Annotated in this window: 10 protein-coding genes and 2 pseudogenes; 6 read left to right on the top strand and 6 right to left on the bottom strand. The window is 59.3% G+C overall.

What is annotated here, in order from left to right; all coding sequences use genetic code 11:
• Positions 1 to 5 precede the first annotated feature (5 nt).
• Together ASF26_RS16100 and ASF26_RS16095 are read right to left on the bottom strand one after the other, a co-directional pair.
• Complete coding sequence (locus ASF26_RS16100) at positions 6 to 1,850, bottom strand: hypothetical protein (protein ID WP_156463019.1); 1,845 nt, start codon at positions 1,848 to 1,850, stop codon at positions 6 to 8.
• Positions 1,851 to 1,939: 89 nt separating this feature from the next.
• Positions 1,940 to 3,433 carry a VPA1262 family N-terminal domain-containing protein gene (locus tag ASF26_RS16095; protein ID WP_280136363.1) on the bottom strand — a complete coding sequence of 498 codons (1,494 nt, stop codon included), beginning with the start codon at positions 3,431 to 3,433 and terminating at the stop codon, positions 1,940 to 1,942.
• A 961-nt stretch (positions 3,434 to 4,394) separates the two neighbouring features.
• Between ASF26_RS16095 and ASF26_RS16090 the strand changes: the two genes are divergently transcribed.
• Positions 4,395 to 5,165 (top strand): hypothetical protein, encoded by a 771-nt coding sequence (locus tag ASF26_RS16090; protein ID WP_156463018.1) that lies wholly within the window; start codon positions 4,395 to 4,397, stop codon positions 5,163 to 5,165.
• A gap of 145 nt (positions 5,166 to 5,310) precedes the next feature.
• Here the strand turns inward: ASF26_RS16090 and ASF26_RS16085 are convergent, their stop codons facing one another.
• Together ASF26_RS16085 and ASF26_RS16080 are read right to left on the bottom strand one after the other, a co-directional pair.
• Positions 5,311 to 5,874: a hypothetical protein gene (locus tag ASF26_RS16085; RefSeq protein WP_056255951.1), complete on the bottom strand. Its 564-nt coding sequence runs from the start codon at positions 5,872 to 5,874 to the stop codon at positions 5,311 to 5,313.
• Between the two features lie 757 nt (positions 5,875 to 6,631).
• Entirely contained in the window at positions 6,632 to 6,832 is a 201-nt protein-coding gene (locus tag ASF26_RS16080) for a hypothetical protein (RefSeq protein WP_056255948.1), read from the bottom strand.
• Positions 6,833 to 7,759: 927 nt separating this feature from the next.
• Here ASF26_RS16080 and ASF26_RS22200 point away from each other — a divergent pair.
• From ASF26_RS22200 to ASF26_RS22790, 3 genes and pseudogenes are all read left to right on the top strand, one after another.
• On the top strand, positions 7,760 to 9,433 hold the full coding sequence (locus ASF26_RS22200) for a DUF927 domain-containing protein (protein WP_162240228.1): 1,674 nt from the start codon (positions 7,760 to 7,762) through the stop codon (positions 9,431 to 9,433).
• A gap of 39 nt (positions 9,434 to 9,472) precedes the next feature.
• A pseudogene (locus ASF26_RS22195) lies at positions 9,473 to 10,273 on the top strand (IS5 family transposase).
• A 79-nt stretch (positions 10,274 to 10,352) separates the two neighbouring features.
• A complete protein-coding gene (locus ASF26_RS22790; protein ID WP_156463017.1) occupies positions 10,353 to 11,039 on the top strand; it encodes a hypothetical protein in 687 nt (228 codons plus the stop codon).
• Positions 11,040 to 11,168: 129 nt separating this feature from the next.
• Here ASF26_RS22790 and ASF26_RS23690 read toward each other — a convergent pair whose 3' ends face one another.
• Positions 11,169 to 14,126: a calcium-binding protein gene (locus ASF26_RS23690; RefSeq protein ID WP_280136359.1), complete on the bottom strand. Its 2,958-nt coding sequence runs from the start codon at positions 14,124 to 14,126 to the stop codon at positions 11,169 to 11,171.
• A gap of 674 nt (positions 14,127 to 14,800) precedes the next feature.
• On the opposite strand from ASF26_RS23690, the pseudogene ASF26_RS16070 reads away from it, so the two are divergent.
• Positions 14,801 to 15,549 (top strand): annotated as a pseudogene (locus ASF26_RS16070) (DUF4113 domain-containing protein); the annotation flags it as partial.
• 139 nt (positions 15,550 to 15,688) lie between these two features.
• Complete coding sequence (locus tag ASF26_RS16065) at positions 15,689 to 15,991, top strand: hypothetical protein (RefSeq protein WP_056255942.1); 303 nt, start codon at positions 15,689 to 15,691, stop codon at positions 15,989 to 15,991.
• Between the two features lie 20 nt (positions 15,992 to 16,011).
• On the opposite strand, the gene ASF26_RS16060 is transcribed toward ASF26_RS16065, so the two are convergent.
• Positions 16,012 to 16,248, bottom strand: a complete 237-nt coding sequence (locus ASF26_RS16060) for a hypothetical protein (RefSeq protein ID WP_056255939.1) — start codon at positions 16,246 to 16,248, stop codon at positions 16,012 to 16,014.
• Positions 16,249 to 17,000 lie beyond the last annotated feature (752 nt).

Raw genomic sequence — 17,000 nt, 5'->3', positions numbered from 1 at the left:
CGAATCTAGAGCGCAGCCGAGACCATATTTAAGCAAAATGTCTGCGCCATTTCACTTATCCACGATGGGCTGTGTCTGCTGTGCACCCCTGCTTTTGCCTCTTTTTCAATAAATTCATGGACAGCTTCGGTCAAATCGAAGCCGAAAGAGTTAAGTGAGTTGATGATGATCGACACCGATACTCCAGATTTGTGAAGCGCCATGCTGATCCGTACGACGTACTCATCGTCACGGAGATACGGCCGAAGGAATTCCACGACGTCGGCGCGGACCTCGTCCGCGCCCTCGGGGCGCGTTGCGCCCAATGTCCGGCTAAATCGCTCGGTCGCCGCAAGCCAGAAATCACGTACCGCCCCCTGGGCGTCGGTTTGGAAGGCGTCGCACAACATAGCCTCCACCATTCGAGACATTTCGGCTGCCGATCCGGGGGGCGCCTTCTCAAGCGCATACAGCGCCCAAAGCACGAGGATTTCTGCGGGGTTACCAGCGGTCTCGTCGGCACGATTGCGCCCTCGCCAAGCACGCTCTCTGTACGGCCTCAACTCCTGCCATGTAGACGCGAGAAACGTGGATGGCTCGTCGAGAGAGAGAACGCAGTCGCAGCCGATTTTGGCCAGCGGAGACCCCGATCCGGATAATGCTTTGGCAGCGCCAGAGTACGGTGGCTCAACCGACATCAGCATCGACCGAAGCAGATTCGCGATGGCCGCGCGGTCGGGCGATTCAGAGAAAATGACGGAGGCGAGGACCGCAGTCATACGGTCGCTGCGCCACAGCGGTTCCCGTGCCAGCGTCCAAGAGAGTGCGTCGGTACGAGGCCGAAGGCGTTGGGCAAGGCCGTGAACCACGATGATCCAGGCATCAACATACCGGCCCTCGCCAACATGGTGTCGCGGGCGCCAGCAGCCACGATGCTCGCCCTCGAAGACGAGCCGCTCCAACCAAGCCCATCCAAGGCACGTGGCATCGCGCCGCGAAAATAGGGCATCGAGAATTACCTCGAGTCCCGCGGTCGCGCGCTCCATATCCGAGACGATCCGCGCCTCGTCCTCCGCATTGCAGGGCGCATCAAAAACTTGGCCGTCTCCAGATAGCCAGCGCAGGCGCAGCGATGCCTTGCTTAGTAGGTGGACCGCGATCATGCCGACGCTCTGGAACACGCCTGCGGGGTCGAAGGCGGGCTGCGCAAGCATTAGCAAACGAGCGATTTCGTGCTCTTTCACGGCATCGGCTTCTCCAAGCCCGAGCCTCAGAAATACCGGGTGGGGCAGCCGCTCGACCAAGCCGAACAGGCGCGCGGTGTCGAGCTGCCGCGCGATGTCGAAAAAGAAACTGTTTTCAAGCCACACGTGGCTGTCGAGGCGCGTTTCCCAAGCCTCTTTGGGAGATGGCTTCGCTCGGTACTCGTCCACCGCCGCGCGCAACCCGTTCTTCACCTCGGCCCTGCCCCAGGCGAACGCACCGGGATCGGCCGCGATGGTGTCGATGAATTCGGATACCGCAGCCCAAAAGCTCGCGCGTGACCGCGCATCGGACTCGATAACTTCATTCAATTCGGCAAGAAAGGCGTCCCAGGCGCCGAACGACCCAAGCCCCAGAAAATTAGGATTGCGACGAACGCCTGAATTAAAGCCAGCAATCACGTCGACGGCGCAGGCCCGCCCGAGCAAGGCTGCGAATAGCCAGCATTCGTGCGGTATGGGGCCGTCTCTGGGCGCGGGTGAGCGCGCGTATGCGGCAAGGTCGGGTAAGCCAGCGGCTTGAAACGCGTCAACGAGGGCGGTGGTCCCACCAGTGCCTTCTGGGTCCGAGGCCGGGTCGCTGCGCGCAGCCTCGATCCAAGCGACCATGTGCCCGCGCAACACCTCCACATCGTCTCGAGAGTTTAGTCTAGCTTTTGCGCCTGTGACGCCGGCGGCGCGTACTTCCTCCCACGAGGTCATACGGGGCCCTGCCCGTTACCAATTTGTGGAGCTAAATCCTCGATTGACTGCGAGCGCGCCCATACCCGGCTTACTGCCCGGCGGATTTCGAGCGGGTTGGGGAGGCGAACGATCACGCCGGTTCTCTCACCGATCTCATTGAAACTTGGACCACAATGCCAAACCTCATCGTCGACAATCAAAAAGCGATCATGAATGTCCGGCGTATCCCCCCCCGGCATGACACGTACTACCGGGGTTCGTGACCCGTATTGCTCCTTCAGCACGACGAGGTCCGACACGAGCGCGAGCCCGGATTGTACCTGAAATCCCGGAGCATCACCGACGTTGGCCCTTAGGCCGGGCTGGCCCGTCAGGATATGGGGCTTCACAGCCGGGTTCTCATTGCGCAACGCGAGGTCACGTAATTCCCGCCGCCCAAAATAGGGGTCAACGAAAATGAGCCGCCGCGATGCGCGTCGGATAAGGCCAAGAACGAACTCGTGAGCTAGGTCCCGCGCCGCCTTGCTGTCCGCCCCCGAGGTTACGCCCCCAGAGTGCCGTCCGAAGACGTGCTGAGGCGCGCGCCCGCGCTTCTCCCGGCTTTTACGGCGGCCAATCAAACGATCCAGCCGCGCGGCCGCTCCCTCGTGCATCGCCTCCCCTACGACAGATTTTGTCGCGTTGGTCCGCAAGCTCACTTCGTAGTCGTGTGCCTGTTTGCGGCGCCCACCCGATGGGACTTCAATCGTTGCTCGCCCGACGCCCATAAGAAGGTGTAGGTTGACTTGGCGCAACCATTGGTGCGGCTCAACAAGCCGAAGCAAGCCTCGCTGGGTGCAAACGAGCGCGTGGCCAATCTCCCCCAACATCTGTGGGAACGCGATGGTCCTGCGGGTTGGCTCGAGCGGGAGGGGCATTACCGACGTCCACGCGCCCGAGCGGCGCTCGCCCACAAGCAACGTCGCTGTCGACAGGTCTGCGGTTCGGCCGGCATTCCGCCTCGGCGTAACGCGAATTCTGAGGGTTTCACCACCGTCAGCCTCTCGCTGGCCTGGGTACGTTTCGATGGCGCAACAGAGGGGATCGGGCGCGATCATCGCCACGGACCCCAGCCACTCGTCAAACATGAACGGGTCGAAGCCCAGGTGCTCTCCCATCCATTCCCGCGCCTCCGGGCATCGGCTCAGTACGCGAACAGCGCGGGGCGGGCCTTGCAGCGGCACGAGCCGATGGACCCGCGGCCCGTCGTGCCAAGGCAGCAAGAACGGAGCCTCCACGCCCAGAGCGAACCTGCCGAAAGCCGGCTCAGCCTCAAATTGGACAGGCTGCACCAGAACGCGCTTACTGACCGCCGGAGCAATGTTTACAAGCCCCGCACTGGCCTCAAGGTACCAACGGACCGCATCGGCCGTCGAAACCTTCGTTGCCGAGAAGCCGCACGACCAGTTCGCTGTTCTGGGAACGGGCCAGGGTTTAGTGCCAGCGAACCAACCAGCCGGCGGTGTCATGTCAAACGGGAATAGCTCAATCCACGCGAAAACGAGATGTTGCACCCCTTCCGCACGCAGGTTTGCGATCCGAACCACGGCCTCGGGATAATCGTCTAGGAGTAGCGGCCACGCGCCTTTCGTTGGCACGTGCTCCACTCCTGGGTCAGGGCCAGGGTCAAATTGCGTCATTGGGCGTTGTGCGCCTTTCTGTAATTGGCGAGGGATGCTGTCCGCGCAGTGAGCGGGACTGCCCTGGTTCACGTCCAAAAATTAGCATTGGGGCCTCACTGCCGACCAGCAGCACGTCTGCGCTCCGAACATTCGAGAACGGAGACGTGTTCAAACCAAATTAGGCTTTCTCGGAGTTCGGCGTGCAACGCTAAGTCTGCGTGAGCCGGTTTGGTCGCCCATTCTCGTGAGATCAGACGGACTGGACATACAGACCGGCGTCGATTCGCCCCTTGGGTCGAACGGTGATCGGAATAGAATTTTTGGTCAGCCGGACAGAGGTTCCGCCCGTTCTAACGCCCCACCAGAAGACGCTTTTCGGCCTAACAGAGGGCCTTTGCGAACTGTTGGGAGCCCTTGCCGCCACCAGCGGCACGCCGAACCTAAATTAGGGTCCGATCACCCCTACCCAAGGTCTGCCCAAAGCCACTCAAGATTTGGCACGCCGCCGGAACTGCGCTCCGTCGAAAGAGAGGCAAGCCTTGCTAAAACATGATATCGCCGTTCAACGAACTGTTCCGCCCGGAACACTTGCAACCGCCGGACGGCCCGTTAAGTTCGATCTCCCAATTCGGTATGGCGATGAGCGACCATGAGCGACGAACCCATACCCAACGTGATCGATGAGCTGGATACCCCCGGCCCGTTACGTGTCCTGTCCCCGCGGCGATACACAAGGAAGGTCCTCCCGCCGGTACTCGGCTTGGACGACGACCCATTCGCCACGATCCCCACACGGGGACAACGGTCAATGCTTGCGGCGCCGGCTCTGAGCACGGAGGTCGCCGTGGGAGGGCCGACACTAGCACGCGCGAACGTTTCCAAAACTGGCCCCAAGAAACTCGAACAGGACCCAATTCGCTCTCCGCGCGTCACAGAAGGCGCCACAAATGGACGGCCTATTGATCAACTTTTTCGTGAATGCACCGACGCCGCGCAGCAGTTCAAAAACTCAAAAAAGCGGGAAGAACACCTGCTGATGCAGTGCCTGCAGAAAGCGGCGCTTCTTTACGAGTATGGGGAATCCCAAGACCCCGAGGGCTACGCGCTCCTCCTTTCCCACCATAAAATTAGGGTGACCGCACGTACGCATAACCCCTTCTTGCCCATCGTAAAGCTCGTTTTTGGTGCCGTGGAAAAGGGCCAGCGCACCAACCTGAGCCGATACGCAGGCGTCTTACGCTTCGCCCACGAAAAGGGGGTGGAGCCGCATGCGTTTCCTCATCTGTTCAAGGAGGAAGGGGGCCTTGACGGCTGCGCTGAGAAAGACCGCGAGGCTCATCCGAGCCCGGAGCGACAGGCGGCATCTACGAAACACGCCGCCCACCTTCAGGCGTTAAAAGCACAGGCTCATGGCGCTGATCTCTCGGAGGTTGCTGATGAATTGCAGACCGGGCTCACCGCTGTTTTGATCGAGAAGGATCAGCACGGAAATCTGCAGGTGCTCGGGTTACGGACGGAAACGTTCGAACACGTTCGCCGGTACAGACCCCTCATCGCGGTGGGAGCGCAAGAGCAATAGAAGATCATAGCGGCCTCAGCTCCACACGCTGCCATGTAGAACGAGCGTTGTAGGTAAAACGGTTCGCTCATGGTTGGGGGCGAACGTGGGCGCTGTCACGTTCTGGCCTATCAGCCGGGGGCGGCCTCGATGTCCCGACTGCTATTTACGGTATGCTCGCGTCCCTGAGGTTCATGACGCCGGGTGCTGTCGCATCCGGCCACCGGCCGGCGATGGCCTCGAACGTAATCACTGAGCCAAATTTCGGAAGATGTGTCGCGTACTCGGCGAGCTTCGAGGCGCTGCACAGCAGCATGGTCGCCGCATCCCCATGAGGCACCACGGCCTTCGGCGCAGATTTAGCCCAACAGGAGGCACGAATCCCGTAGTTTGCTGCCTGATCACGGCGGGCCGGGAACCTGTCGGTTGGCCCCTTCACCTCGACATGGAGCGCGAAGCGCGCTCCATTCTCGGCCTCGAAAACCGCGAGGACGTCCGTCTCTTGCCCCCGGCACCCCTCGCACCGACACCGCTCGGTGAAGTGTGATCGCCACCACGTGGCCGCCCCCCGGCTCCGACGTGCCCGCATTTCTTCATGGAGCAGCCGCGCTGTGCCGGCCAAGGCCGAGAACTTTGTCTGCCCGATCACCCAGGCCCTGAAATCCAAGGCGCGGACGAGGGAGTCCGCGAAGGGCTGAGCGTAGGCGTACTCCAGCGTACCGTACAGCATCGACGATTGTCCTCGACCTCATTCTCAACAGTCGCGCAACGATCCTAAGGGGGAGGAAGCGTGGCGCGGCCCTCAAAGCATTCGCCGAACCAGACTGGCGCCCGATACGAACCACCAGAAGCAGCTGACAAATCAGGATTTTCAGGTGTCGCGCTCGTCTGATGCGGCCCTCATAGGGTCAAAAAGGGCATGCTCGGCTATGCCCACAGTGATTACCATCCGACCGCCCCCGCGGTTGGGGGCGACCTACCATAACCCCTGTTCGACCCTCCCGGTTGTGAACGAGCCAGCCGCGGCCCCTAACAGTGGCAGTTCGGCCGGCGCTGGCGCTCAACTTCCCAAGGGATCAGACCAATGCTGAGGTCCATGGAATTCCTTACGGGGTCCAGTGATCGAACGGCGCGGATCGTCGCCCCTGTTTTGTAAAGTCAGGGCAGTGAAGCCCGGAAACACGTCCATGCGCCGCCCACCAGTCCCACGTCCTCCATCTATAAACTCCCCACCCGCCGCGGCACCAAGGCGCGGAAATCAGTTGCGCCTCCCGCCCCTGCCTCGCCTCGGGAAGGTAGGCAGTCACCAAGCGGCCCCCCGTCAATCCAAGCGGTCGCACACTGACCTCGACGACCCCTATTTTTCCTGCGACGCCTCAGACCTCGACGCGCCGCCACTGCCCTGGTCGGAAGAGGACCGGCGTCGGGCGCTCTCCCCCGTCACCAAGTTCTTGGAGGCCCTGTCGGAGGAGGAAAAGCAGTGCTGGTCACTCATCACCATCCTCGTGCCCACCCTCTGGTTCGAACGCGGGGCCGTTACCGCAGCCCATATCCGGAATGCGAAACGTCAGCTTCTGCGCGCGATCAAAAAAGCAGGGCTTACGCTTGGGGCATTCGTGATCGACGTCGTCGTTCGCCCCCGGTTTGGCCAGACGGACGGCCCCGTCGGGCTCCTGCTCCATTTCCATGGCGTTGGCCGCATCGCATTCTCAGACAGGCGGGCTAAAAAGGCTTTCCGCGCAGCCATGCGCCCATGGGCACAAGGGAAAAAGGCCATTGAAATCCGACAGCCCAGAGAGGCGAAAGGCGGCCTCGCCAGTTTTCTTCTTTACGGTCTGAAAGACCTCCAAAACCCACTCAAACCCCTCTACGGGGAGACGGTGCCGACCAACGACGGGTGGACCACGGAAATGCGCCGGCTCGTAGCTGAGTCCGGCATTGAGCCCCGTGACCTCCTCGTCCTCCGCGGGCTAAAGCGGCACAGGGATACGTTGCGCGTCCTTGATCCGAAGATGCAGGGTCCTCCCATCGCGGGATTGGGTTCGGGGCCGGGCCTGCCGTCTGGCGTCAACCTCTGCCGTCACCGAATTCTGCCAAATGGGTGCCTTGCACCGGTCCCGGCAATCCCACGGCGCCGCAGAGAATTGAGCCCGTTGGTGGTCGGCATCGCGGAGCCTCGGTGGGCACCAATTCTGCCCCCTCTCAGCCGCGGTGCCTACGGCCTTTACCGGCCTTCGCCTCGACCACCGACCACCTAAATTAGGGTTCGACCACAAGGACCTTGCTCATCAAACCCGGCCTTTGGCCGCTCCAGATCGCAGAGGTCAATGCGGTCCACCCGACGCATGAGCCGGTGCCGGGATGGTATCACCAGAGAATGGGGGAATCGTGATCCAGGCTCTAGGTGGGGGCGAAGATAGGCATGGGGAGCGACTCCAATTGATTTTTATTCCGTAACTACTGCAAATATTCGCCAGTCGAATCACGTATTCATCCCCCTTGTAAAGTCATTACAGGCAAGCGGCGCCTACGATGGGTCTCGGCGAGACAGACGAGACTGAAATTCATTCCGGCACCGTCCGCTTGCTTCTCACTTTGAAATGCAGGGGCCTGTAATGCGAGACAAAGCGACAAACATTGAGGGGTTGGGTATTTACCGTACCCTCATCCACCCGCATGGCACAATTCAAACCGAATTCGTGTTTCGGTCCAAGACCGGAAAGCGCTGCCAAGTAGCTATCGATGACGGCCTGATCCGCGATAGCCGACGGCTGATGAGCATTCTGGATCAAAACGGATACACCGGCCCCAAAATCAAATCCGAAGACGCCGATACGTTGAAGCAAGTTGCCGATGCCTACGCGCGTTCGCCGGAAGGCCAGCAAGTGACAATTCGGATTGCGGAGCATGGGGGATGGTCCCAAGACCTATCGTTCTTCCAGTACGGCGAGTTCCGGCTGCCGTCGAAGGAGAAGGTGCCCTGCACCTCACAGAACATCGGGGTCGAGTTGAAGCGGAGGGGGACGCTGCACGACTGGATTGCGACGGTCGCTCGACCGGCCAGACACTCGTCTCGGATCATGCTGGCGCTGTGCGCGGCCTTCGCCGCCCCACTTCTGCGTTTGCTCGACGACGAGCCTGACAATTTCGGCTTCAATTTTTGGGGGCCTTCGTCAACGGGAAAGACGACAACTACCGACGTTGCCGGTTCAACCATTGCTCGCGGTAGCGCAGCAACCTGGGATGGAACGGTACAGGGTCTTCAGGACCTTGCGCAGGCGTACAATGACTTGCCATTAACTATTGATGCGGGGGAGGCTGCCGACACCGGCCAGGGAGATCGCCTGCGACAGCAATTTGCTTACAAGCTTAGTAAGGGCAAAACGCGGGTGCGCAACAGCGCCTATATGGCCGAACACGGTCAGGCGACCTCTACTTTCAGAACAATTTATTTATCGACCAACGAACAGGCCGAGGCTGAAAAAATGCGACTTGGCGCCAGTGTACGTTTCATTGGGGTGCCTGTGCCTGCGGACTCCAAAACGTCACATGGCGTTATCGATTACATCCCTCCTCCAAATATAGCGGGAGATCGGCGGTGTTTTTCGGAGCGCATAATTAAGAGCCTGAATGCCGCAATTGCCCAGAATCATGGTCATGCGATGCCCGAATTTATTCATCGGGTGCATGCTAACGTTGGGAGAGCGCAAGGACATGCGAGAGCCTCAATTAATAACTTCATCGACCAGCCGGCTTTCGCTCAACTTGATACAAGCCAGCGTCGCGTGCTTCGAAGATTTGCGGTTTGCCGCGCTGCCGGTTTTCTCGCGATTGAATATGGCATTCTGCCTTGGACTCGTGCACACCTTGGTGATGCGATCTGCAGATGCGTTTGGGCCGCGCTCGAGCAGCCCAGCAATTACAACAGGTTGGCCGCACATAATGCTCAGCGGATTTTGGAATGGCTCATGAATCCTGAGCGCGCCGTGTTGGCCGCGCGGTCAAACCTTTCACCTGACCAAATTCGAGACTCGGACTACGTTTTAAAACGAGATCGAGCGGCGGTTCAGGGCATTGCACTGGTCATGCCAAACCATCTTCGTACGGCCTTAAATTTAAGCGATGGGGCACTAAAGCAAGCGATTGCACATCTCGTAAAAGATGGATTTATTCAGGCGTCTGCACGGGGCAATACAAAGCAGCATTGGTTTCGCCGCGGCGAGCCGAACAAGTTCCGGCTCAGCTTTTACCACATCTACTTGAGAATCGCCTCCTCGAAGAGCACCTAACAGAAAGGCGCCTTGAGCGTGGACGTGAATTGGCATGGCATGGCCCGCGCTCTTCTTCCCGACGATCTCTGGCATGACGTTGCCCCGCTGCTTCTGCATCCCCGGGCGCGTTCGAAGGGCGGACGAAGACCTATCGAGAATTAAGCGGCGCCCACCGGCATCCTGTTCATACTGCGCTCCGGCTTGCCCTGGGAGATGCTGCCGGCCGAGATGAACTGCAGCGCTGGCATGACGTGCGAGCGCCGCCTGCGCGACTAGCAGCCGGCGGGCGTCTGGACCTGCCTGCATCACGTTCTGCTGGGACGACTTCATGAAGTCGATCAGATCAATTGGAGCCGGGCCAGCCTAGACAGCGCGTCTGTCCCGGCCAAAAAGGTGCTCTGCCACCGGCCCGAACCCGGCGGACTGGAGCAAAGCATCGCCTCGTCATCGATGCCCATGGCACACCCCTCGGCCCGAACTTCACAGGGGCCAACCGGGATGACAGCGTAATGATGGCGCGACGCTTGATGCCATCCCGGCTGTCCACAGCCCACATCGTGGTTGCCGACGCTGCCGTCCCCTAAGCTTCATGCCGACAGGGCCTATGCCGCCCGCGTCCGTCTCCGCGAAAGCCGTGCCCGTTGGACCGTGCCACGCATTGTTCGGCGCTTGGTCGAAAGCAACAAGAAGCTCGGCGGTCACCGCTGGGACGTGGAGCGAACCTACGCTTGGTTCAATCGCATCCGACGCCTGCCAGTCAGCTGCGAACGCCGTGCCGACTTCTGTCAGGTTTTAACAGCCGATACTGCAGGCCTCGGCACCCTCAGCCAGATCAGGCGGTTCTATCGGTCGCTCTAATTCAAGAAGCCGCTACGCGCGATCAGAAATATCGCCGCCTTGTAAAGTCAATACGCTACCAATTGACGGGATGAAACCGATGCTTGACACAGAGATTAAATTTATGGGCAGAATGCCGTCGCCGGGCTCCATGGAGGAAAGGCTTGGCGTCTTAATGCCTTTCATCGCCAGCTTTCACTGGGCCGACGATGAGCAAAAATCACGGCTTTGCACGATGACCCAGCTGTGGGCACACATTGACCTGAGTGATTTCAGCGAAGATTTTATTGAACGCACAAATTATGAATTTGTGGCTTACATCCAAAAAATTGGCTTATTCCGCGCCCCTTTGGTAGCGGTGCAAACCATAAGCTATGACTCCGGTCCCTCTGCTAGCCAAGCGCCAAAACTTGTCGTCCAATTCGAGATTTTGCTCGACTCAGGTTACTGCGCCGAAAGGACGCTTAGGCGATTTGAGCAAAATCCACCGAATTTACTTAATGGGGCCGCTTGCACGCGGCTCGTCCCTTTCCAGCTTAGTACAGAGCGAGCTAAGCGGTGGGCATACGATGTAATTGCTTGGGCTGACCCCCTAAAAAGTGGGTTTGTTCGACATGAAATAAATTTAGCGAAGGACGATTTTGCGCAAGCGTTATCATTTATTCCATATCGTCATTTCATAGTTGGACAAAATCTTCACTACTCCAGCATTCTGAGGCCTTACCCCGGAATTCCTCAAAGTATGTTCACCTCAGGAACTCCCGACGACGCTACACTGATTAAATAGATTTAATCTTTTGTAGCGGCAAAAGCTACAAAATTTGGGGTGCAGGGGAGTTAAATTCACCCTGCACCCCTCCGTACGTACGATAGCGACGGTAAAAATTGGACAATTACCGTTTTTCGTAATTGACATTCATAGCACGAAGTCTGTTGCCTGGATTGCGTCGACGACGCTTTTGAGTGCGATTTGGAAATCGGCTCGACCGTCTCCGTTGACATCGCCTTCGATGATCGTCGAACCGCCAGACTGGACGGCGTGCAGCTCGCCCGCCGTCTTTGTGAAGGCGGCGGTTCCGAGGTAGCTGAAGGCCTGATCGGAGGCCGCTCCCGTCACCGCCTGGATCGCCGACAGGTCGATGCGGTCGGTACCGGCCAGGAAGTCGGTGATCTGATCTCGCGTCGCGGTCCCAGTCACGCTGTCGCCAACAATCTTGAACACGAACGTGTCGGCCCCCGTGCCGCCGGTGAGGACGTCCCGGCCGAGGCCGCCGACGAGGATGTCAGCCCCCTTTCCACCAAGGATCGTGTTCGCGCCCTCGTTACCGGTCAGCGTCAGGCCGGTGGCGCCCGCATTGCCCTTCAGGGTCTCGATCTCCTGACCGGCCTTCAGAGTGTAGCTGACGCTAGCCAGCACCATGTCAGCCCCGGCGCCCGCGGCCTCGGTGACCTGATCGCCGGCCGCATCGACGTAGTAGGTGTCGTTGCCAGCTCCACCGAACAGGGTATCGATGCCCGTCTTGCCGTTGAGGGTGTCGTTGCCGGCCCCGCCGACGATCTTGTTGTCGAGCGCGTTGCCGGTCAGCGTCAGACCGGTGGTGCCCGCATTGGCTCGCAGCACCTCGATCTCCTGGCCGGAGCGCAGGGTGTAGCTGACGCTGGCGTAGACCGTGTCGCTGCCCTCGCCCGCGGCCTCGGTGACCGCGTCCGCCGCCGCATCGACGTAGAAGATGTCGTTGCCCAGGCCGCCAAAGAGGCGGTCGGCTCCAGCCCCGCCGTCGAGGACGTCGTTGCCGGCTCCGCCATACAGGCTGTCGGCTCCTGCACCGGTGGTGAAGCGATCATTGCCATCGCCGCCGCCGAGCTCGAAGAACTCGACGTTGCTGACTACGGTGCCGTCGCCGACGAGGGTGGTCCGGCCGGTCGTGCTCTTCAAGGTGAAGGTCAGGTTGGCAGTGGCAAAGCTTCGGTCGATGAGGGCAAAATCGAGGGCGCCCGCGCCGCCGTCAATCGTGTCCGCCCCGCCCAGGCTGTAGATCGTATCGTCACCGTCTCCAGCCAGCAGCTGGTCGCTGTCGATCTGGTTGTACCCTCCGGCATAGCTGTCGTGGAGGATGTCGTTGCCGGCCCCGCTGCTAAGGACGTCGCTGCCTTCGGCACCTAGGAGAACGTCGTTACCGCCCAGCGTGGTGAAGCGGTCGTTGCCGTTGCCACCGTACAGCTCAATGTTCTCGGCGTTCAGAACCGCGGCTCCATCACCCACCAGGATGGTGCGGCTGCCGACGCTCTTCATCACGAATGTGAGGTCAGCCTCTGCAGAGAGGCGAGAGACGACGGCCGTGTCGATGCCAGCCCCGCCATCGAGGACGTCAGCGCCCCACAGGCTCTGGAGCACGTCGTCCCCGTCGCCACCCTTCAGCGTGTCGCTTGTACCATCGGGGTTCCAGCTATCGACAAAATCGTCGTACAGGCGGTCGTTACCGGCCCCACCCACAAGCGAATCTTTGCCGCCGCCGCCAATGAGCGTGTCATTACCAGTCCCGCCGACGATCTGGCCGTCACCGTAATTGCCGGTCAGCGTGAGACCCGTCGCCCCGGCGTTGGCTCGGAGGGTCTCGACCTCCTGGCCGGACCGCAGAGCGTAGCTTGCACTGGCGTAGACCGTGTCAGTACCGCCGCCGGTCGCCTCAATGACCTGATCCATGGCCGCATCGACGTAGTAGACGTCGTTGCCGGCACCACCGGAGAGCGTGTCGATGCCGGCTCCGCCGTCGAGGACGTCTTTGCCAGCGCCGCCGAAAATCTTATTGGCGAGTTCGTTTCCAGTCAGCGTGAGGCCAACGGTTCCCGCGTTGGCCCGCAGGGTCTCGATGCTGAGACCGCCTAACGCGTAGCTGATGCTAGTGTACAGGGTGTCGGTACCCGAACCAGCATACTCTGTGATTCGGTCGCCGAGGTCGTCGACATAATACGTGTCGTTACCGAGGCCGCCGTCCATCGAGTCAGCACCAATCCCGCCGTCGAGAATGTCGTTACCCTCGCCCCCATCGTCACCGTCATTTCCACGAAGAGTGTCGTTGCCGTCTYTRCCTGTCAGTTTATCGTTATTTGACCCACCAATCAACGTGTCGGCATTTGTGCCAATTCCATCATTTAAAATAACAGAGACAGTTGCGTGAGATAGGTCGATTTTATCCGAGCCATTTGATGCATTAATAGTTATACCGTTACTAAAATCAGAACTCCCTCCGAGGATATTCGAACCTATAACGCCCGAAGTAGTAAGCGTGATCTGTCCAGCAGCCACCGTTGCGAAAGAATTGAGCTGCGAAACCGTCAGCGTCACACCATAACTGCCAATGTCTAAGCGCTCAATATTTGATATAGTGGTTTTTGTCAGATCGCCGTCGGCAAGCAAAGTATCATAGTCGGCCCCACCATCGACGGTTCCAGTCGGCGGCGTGTAGCGCTCCTCGGGACCACCGCTTCCCTCTATGCGATCATTCCCCTCACCGCCGTCGGCAAAGTCGGTGCCGCCGCCTGTCTCAAGCCAATCGTCACCTGTTCCTCCATATAAAAAATTATTGCCATCTCCTCCAATGAGAGTGGCTCCTCGATAAACATAGCTGTTTCCTGAAAAACTTACGTAATTTTCACCATCAACTCCTTTCGTCGGTGACAAGGCTCTTAGGACATCGTCTCCGCCCTGACCATAAACTGTTGTATAAAGATTATAGTAATTGTAACTTTCATCAGATTTTACGTAATAAAATCCTGCGGTGAAATTCTCTGATTCGTCGGAAAGAACAATGTTCTGTACGTAAGTGACTAAATTTTCCATTATATCAATCCTAATCCGCGCCAGATCGGTCAATTAGTGAAAATAACCAGAACAAGGCATAACACCTAACTGAATTCAGCCCCAATCTTGTAAGATTTATGATGCTAAATTATGCTGGTGATGATGGTTGACAGCTATGACGTTCGTGCGAACAATTTCCGCCACGTTTAGCGCCTTTATTGGCTATTTGCATCACCCATTTGAGGGGGGGGCAGCGCAAAGTACCCGGATCGTTCGGCGCGCAAGGACTGTGGTCGGCGGTCCGCTGCAGCATCATTGCCCGGGTATCGTCCTCCGCTTTCACCTACAGGCCGACGGGTTGTTGGAACCTGCGTCGTTGCAGTTGGTCCGTATAGAATGGCTCGGAGCGTATGGCCGCCCCCAAGTCGCATATCTTAATCGACAGAGAGTCCGGTGTAGGAGCTTTAGAATCCCTCTCGCAGGGTAGTCGTTCCGCGACCATCCCCCTCGCGAGAATTGCCGTCTCCCTGGGCTTCAAGGCTCGCCTCATTGAAAGGCTGAGTACGCGCCCGTTTTTTTGGGTCGCGACGATCCCTTGCGCTCCCTTCAAAGCTACAATCTGGGACACGATTATTCCCACGATTCTGGGCGAAGCGCGAACATGACAGTGCGCTCTCGATGTAGTGCAACTTTTCGTCATGAAGGAACATTGCATTCTTCAAGCGTGGCGAGAATCAGTTGCGTGTGTCTGGGGCATCGGCCGGGCCTCACTCGCCAAGATCGAAGCCATAGGCGTCGATAGCGTGGCGGACCTGTGCGACCTCGATCTACAGCCCATGCTCAAGGCGATGACAGTGGTGGGGGAGCGAATCATTCACGAGCGAAGTGGGCTCGCGTGCCTACCGCTGGAAGAGCTGCCGGCGCAGTGGAAGGACTGTGCCGTCACGCGCTGGTTCTCTCGCCGTATTGAGGATTGGTAGACGATGGAGGAGGCAGTGTCGGCGCAAGCGACACGGCTTAAGGAGAAGCTGCCGCGCGGCAGGCTCGGCACGACCCATGTCACCGTCTCCCACCATACGTCAGAGCACGACCGCCGCGACCCGATGCGCTCCGTCTCGACCACCGTCACGCTACCGGAGCCGACGAACGACACCCTGGCCCTTATCAAGGTGGCCCGGGCCGACATGGCGAAGAAATCGCGCGCGTCATCAGGGGACCGCCCCTGGCGCTTCAGCAAGGCCGGCATCATCACGACCGACCTCGCGTCGCTGGAAGATGGCCAGCGCGCGCTGTTCGGGCAGCTCGACCGCGAGCGGAGTGGGCCGCTGATGGCCGCGAGGGACAAGTGCAATCGGCGCTTTGGCCGGGGGGGGCCGTCGTGCCGGCGCGGGCTGGTCTTGAGGCGAAGCGAACGTGGTCGACCAAATTCGAGATGCGCAGCCCGCGCTACACGACGCAAGTCAGCGAGTTGCCGACTGCTCACGCGACGATTTGAAGGCTCTGCACTTCAATCGCGATAAGGCTGCTTTCGACCCTTCTCGGACCCTCGGAAGGTCTGGTTTGCAGCAGCTTTTTGGAGGACGACCTACGTCCAAGTCGGGTGGAAAAGAGACATTCATGGTAGCATCCCATCGATGAGCACTGATCTGCCCATCACGCTGTCCCGCCTACGGGATATTGGCTGGAAGGAATGGGACCCCATCGGGCTTCTCCCGGCCGGTGAGGCATGGGATCAGAAGCCGTTCGCCGACGAATACGATGACTATCTGCGCAAGGTCGTTGCCGATTTTCGGAGCGGAAGTCCGCTCGCGGAAGCGGTGAAATATCTCCTGCGCATCGAGCGCGAACACATGTCCCTCGGTACTCGGTTGGGCCAGAAGGCCAGGGCTGAGGCGACGGCGCGATCAATCCAGCGCTTCGTGGTCCCTTCCGCCTAGGGTGAAAGGCAGAAGTGGTGTCACTTCCTACCTTGCTTGCGTAGCAGAATTTCGAGGATGGGGATGTCGTCCTCCACGTCCTCATTCCCACAGAACCGAGAGTATTCGACGTGGCCGTCCTCGAACACGTCGATCTCGATCCGCTCGCCAACCAGCGTTGCCGTGAGCATGAGGCTGTCGGGCCGGTGTCGGCTCAATTCGAAATGGACCTTGTTGGCTTCCAGGAGACGGATCATGCGGTAGATTTCGTGGCTCATCGCGGCATCGAACCATGATGCTCGTGGGTCCGCAACGGGTCGACAGCAGACACCTAGGGCGAGATGGCACATGAAAACCGAGTTGCGGACGCCCTTCTTCGATGCCCTCCTGACGCAACATCCGCAGTGGTGTCACATCTCGCTTTGCCCAGCGCAATCCGATCCTCGGTCAGGGGTCATGCTGATAGTACCAGCGCCCTCCGGCTCCGACCTATCGGGCGGTCTTGTGATTGAAGACGATGGGGGCGAAATCACCATTGGACTCGATTACAGCCACATCCATCTTGCGTGGCCGCCCTACCCACAGAATGCGTTGGACCCAATCTGGTGCGATCCACTCGCTTTCGTGGATGCCGTACTAGTTGAAAGTGTTGTCGCCTCGTCGGGCTGGATCGACGGCGAGCTAAGTGTCGGCTCACTTCATCACGCCACGAACGTCCCCGATCTCATAATGCACAATGTACAATATCTCCGAGTGAGATCGTGGCTTGGAACACGCAATCGGGAGCAGTTCTTAGTCGGCAAGGGGGCATGATCGAAAGTAGGAGACCCGTCGCGATAGTCTGCTAAGGGTCGGAAGCGGAGCGGCTGCTTCGGGGTGAAGCGCCTGGGTCCGATTGCTACCACCGTCTGGGGCGCCGACAAGTTGATGCGTTCGGTCTCGGTCAGGACGTTGGTAATCTACGTTTGCGTCGCGCCCCCGGTCGCGCTGTCGCCTCCGAGTTAGAACCTTAAGGTACCGAACCCGCCAC

The sequence above is a fragment of the Methylobacterium sp. Leaf93 genome (assembly GCF_001422345.1).
Taxonomy (GTDB): domain Bacteria; phylum Pseudomonadota; class Alphaproteobacteria; order Rhizobiales; family Beijerinckiaceae; genus Methylobacterium; species Methylobacterium bullatum.
This window is presented reverse-complemented; position numbering and strand designations above follow the sequence as displayed.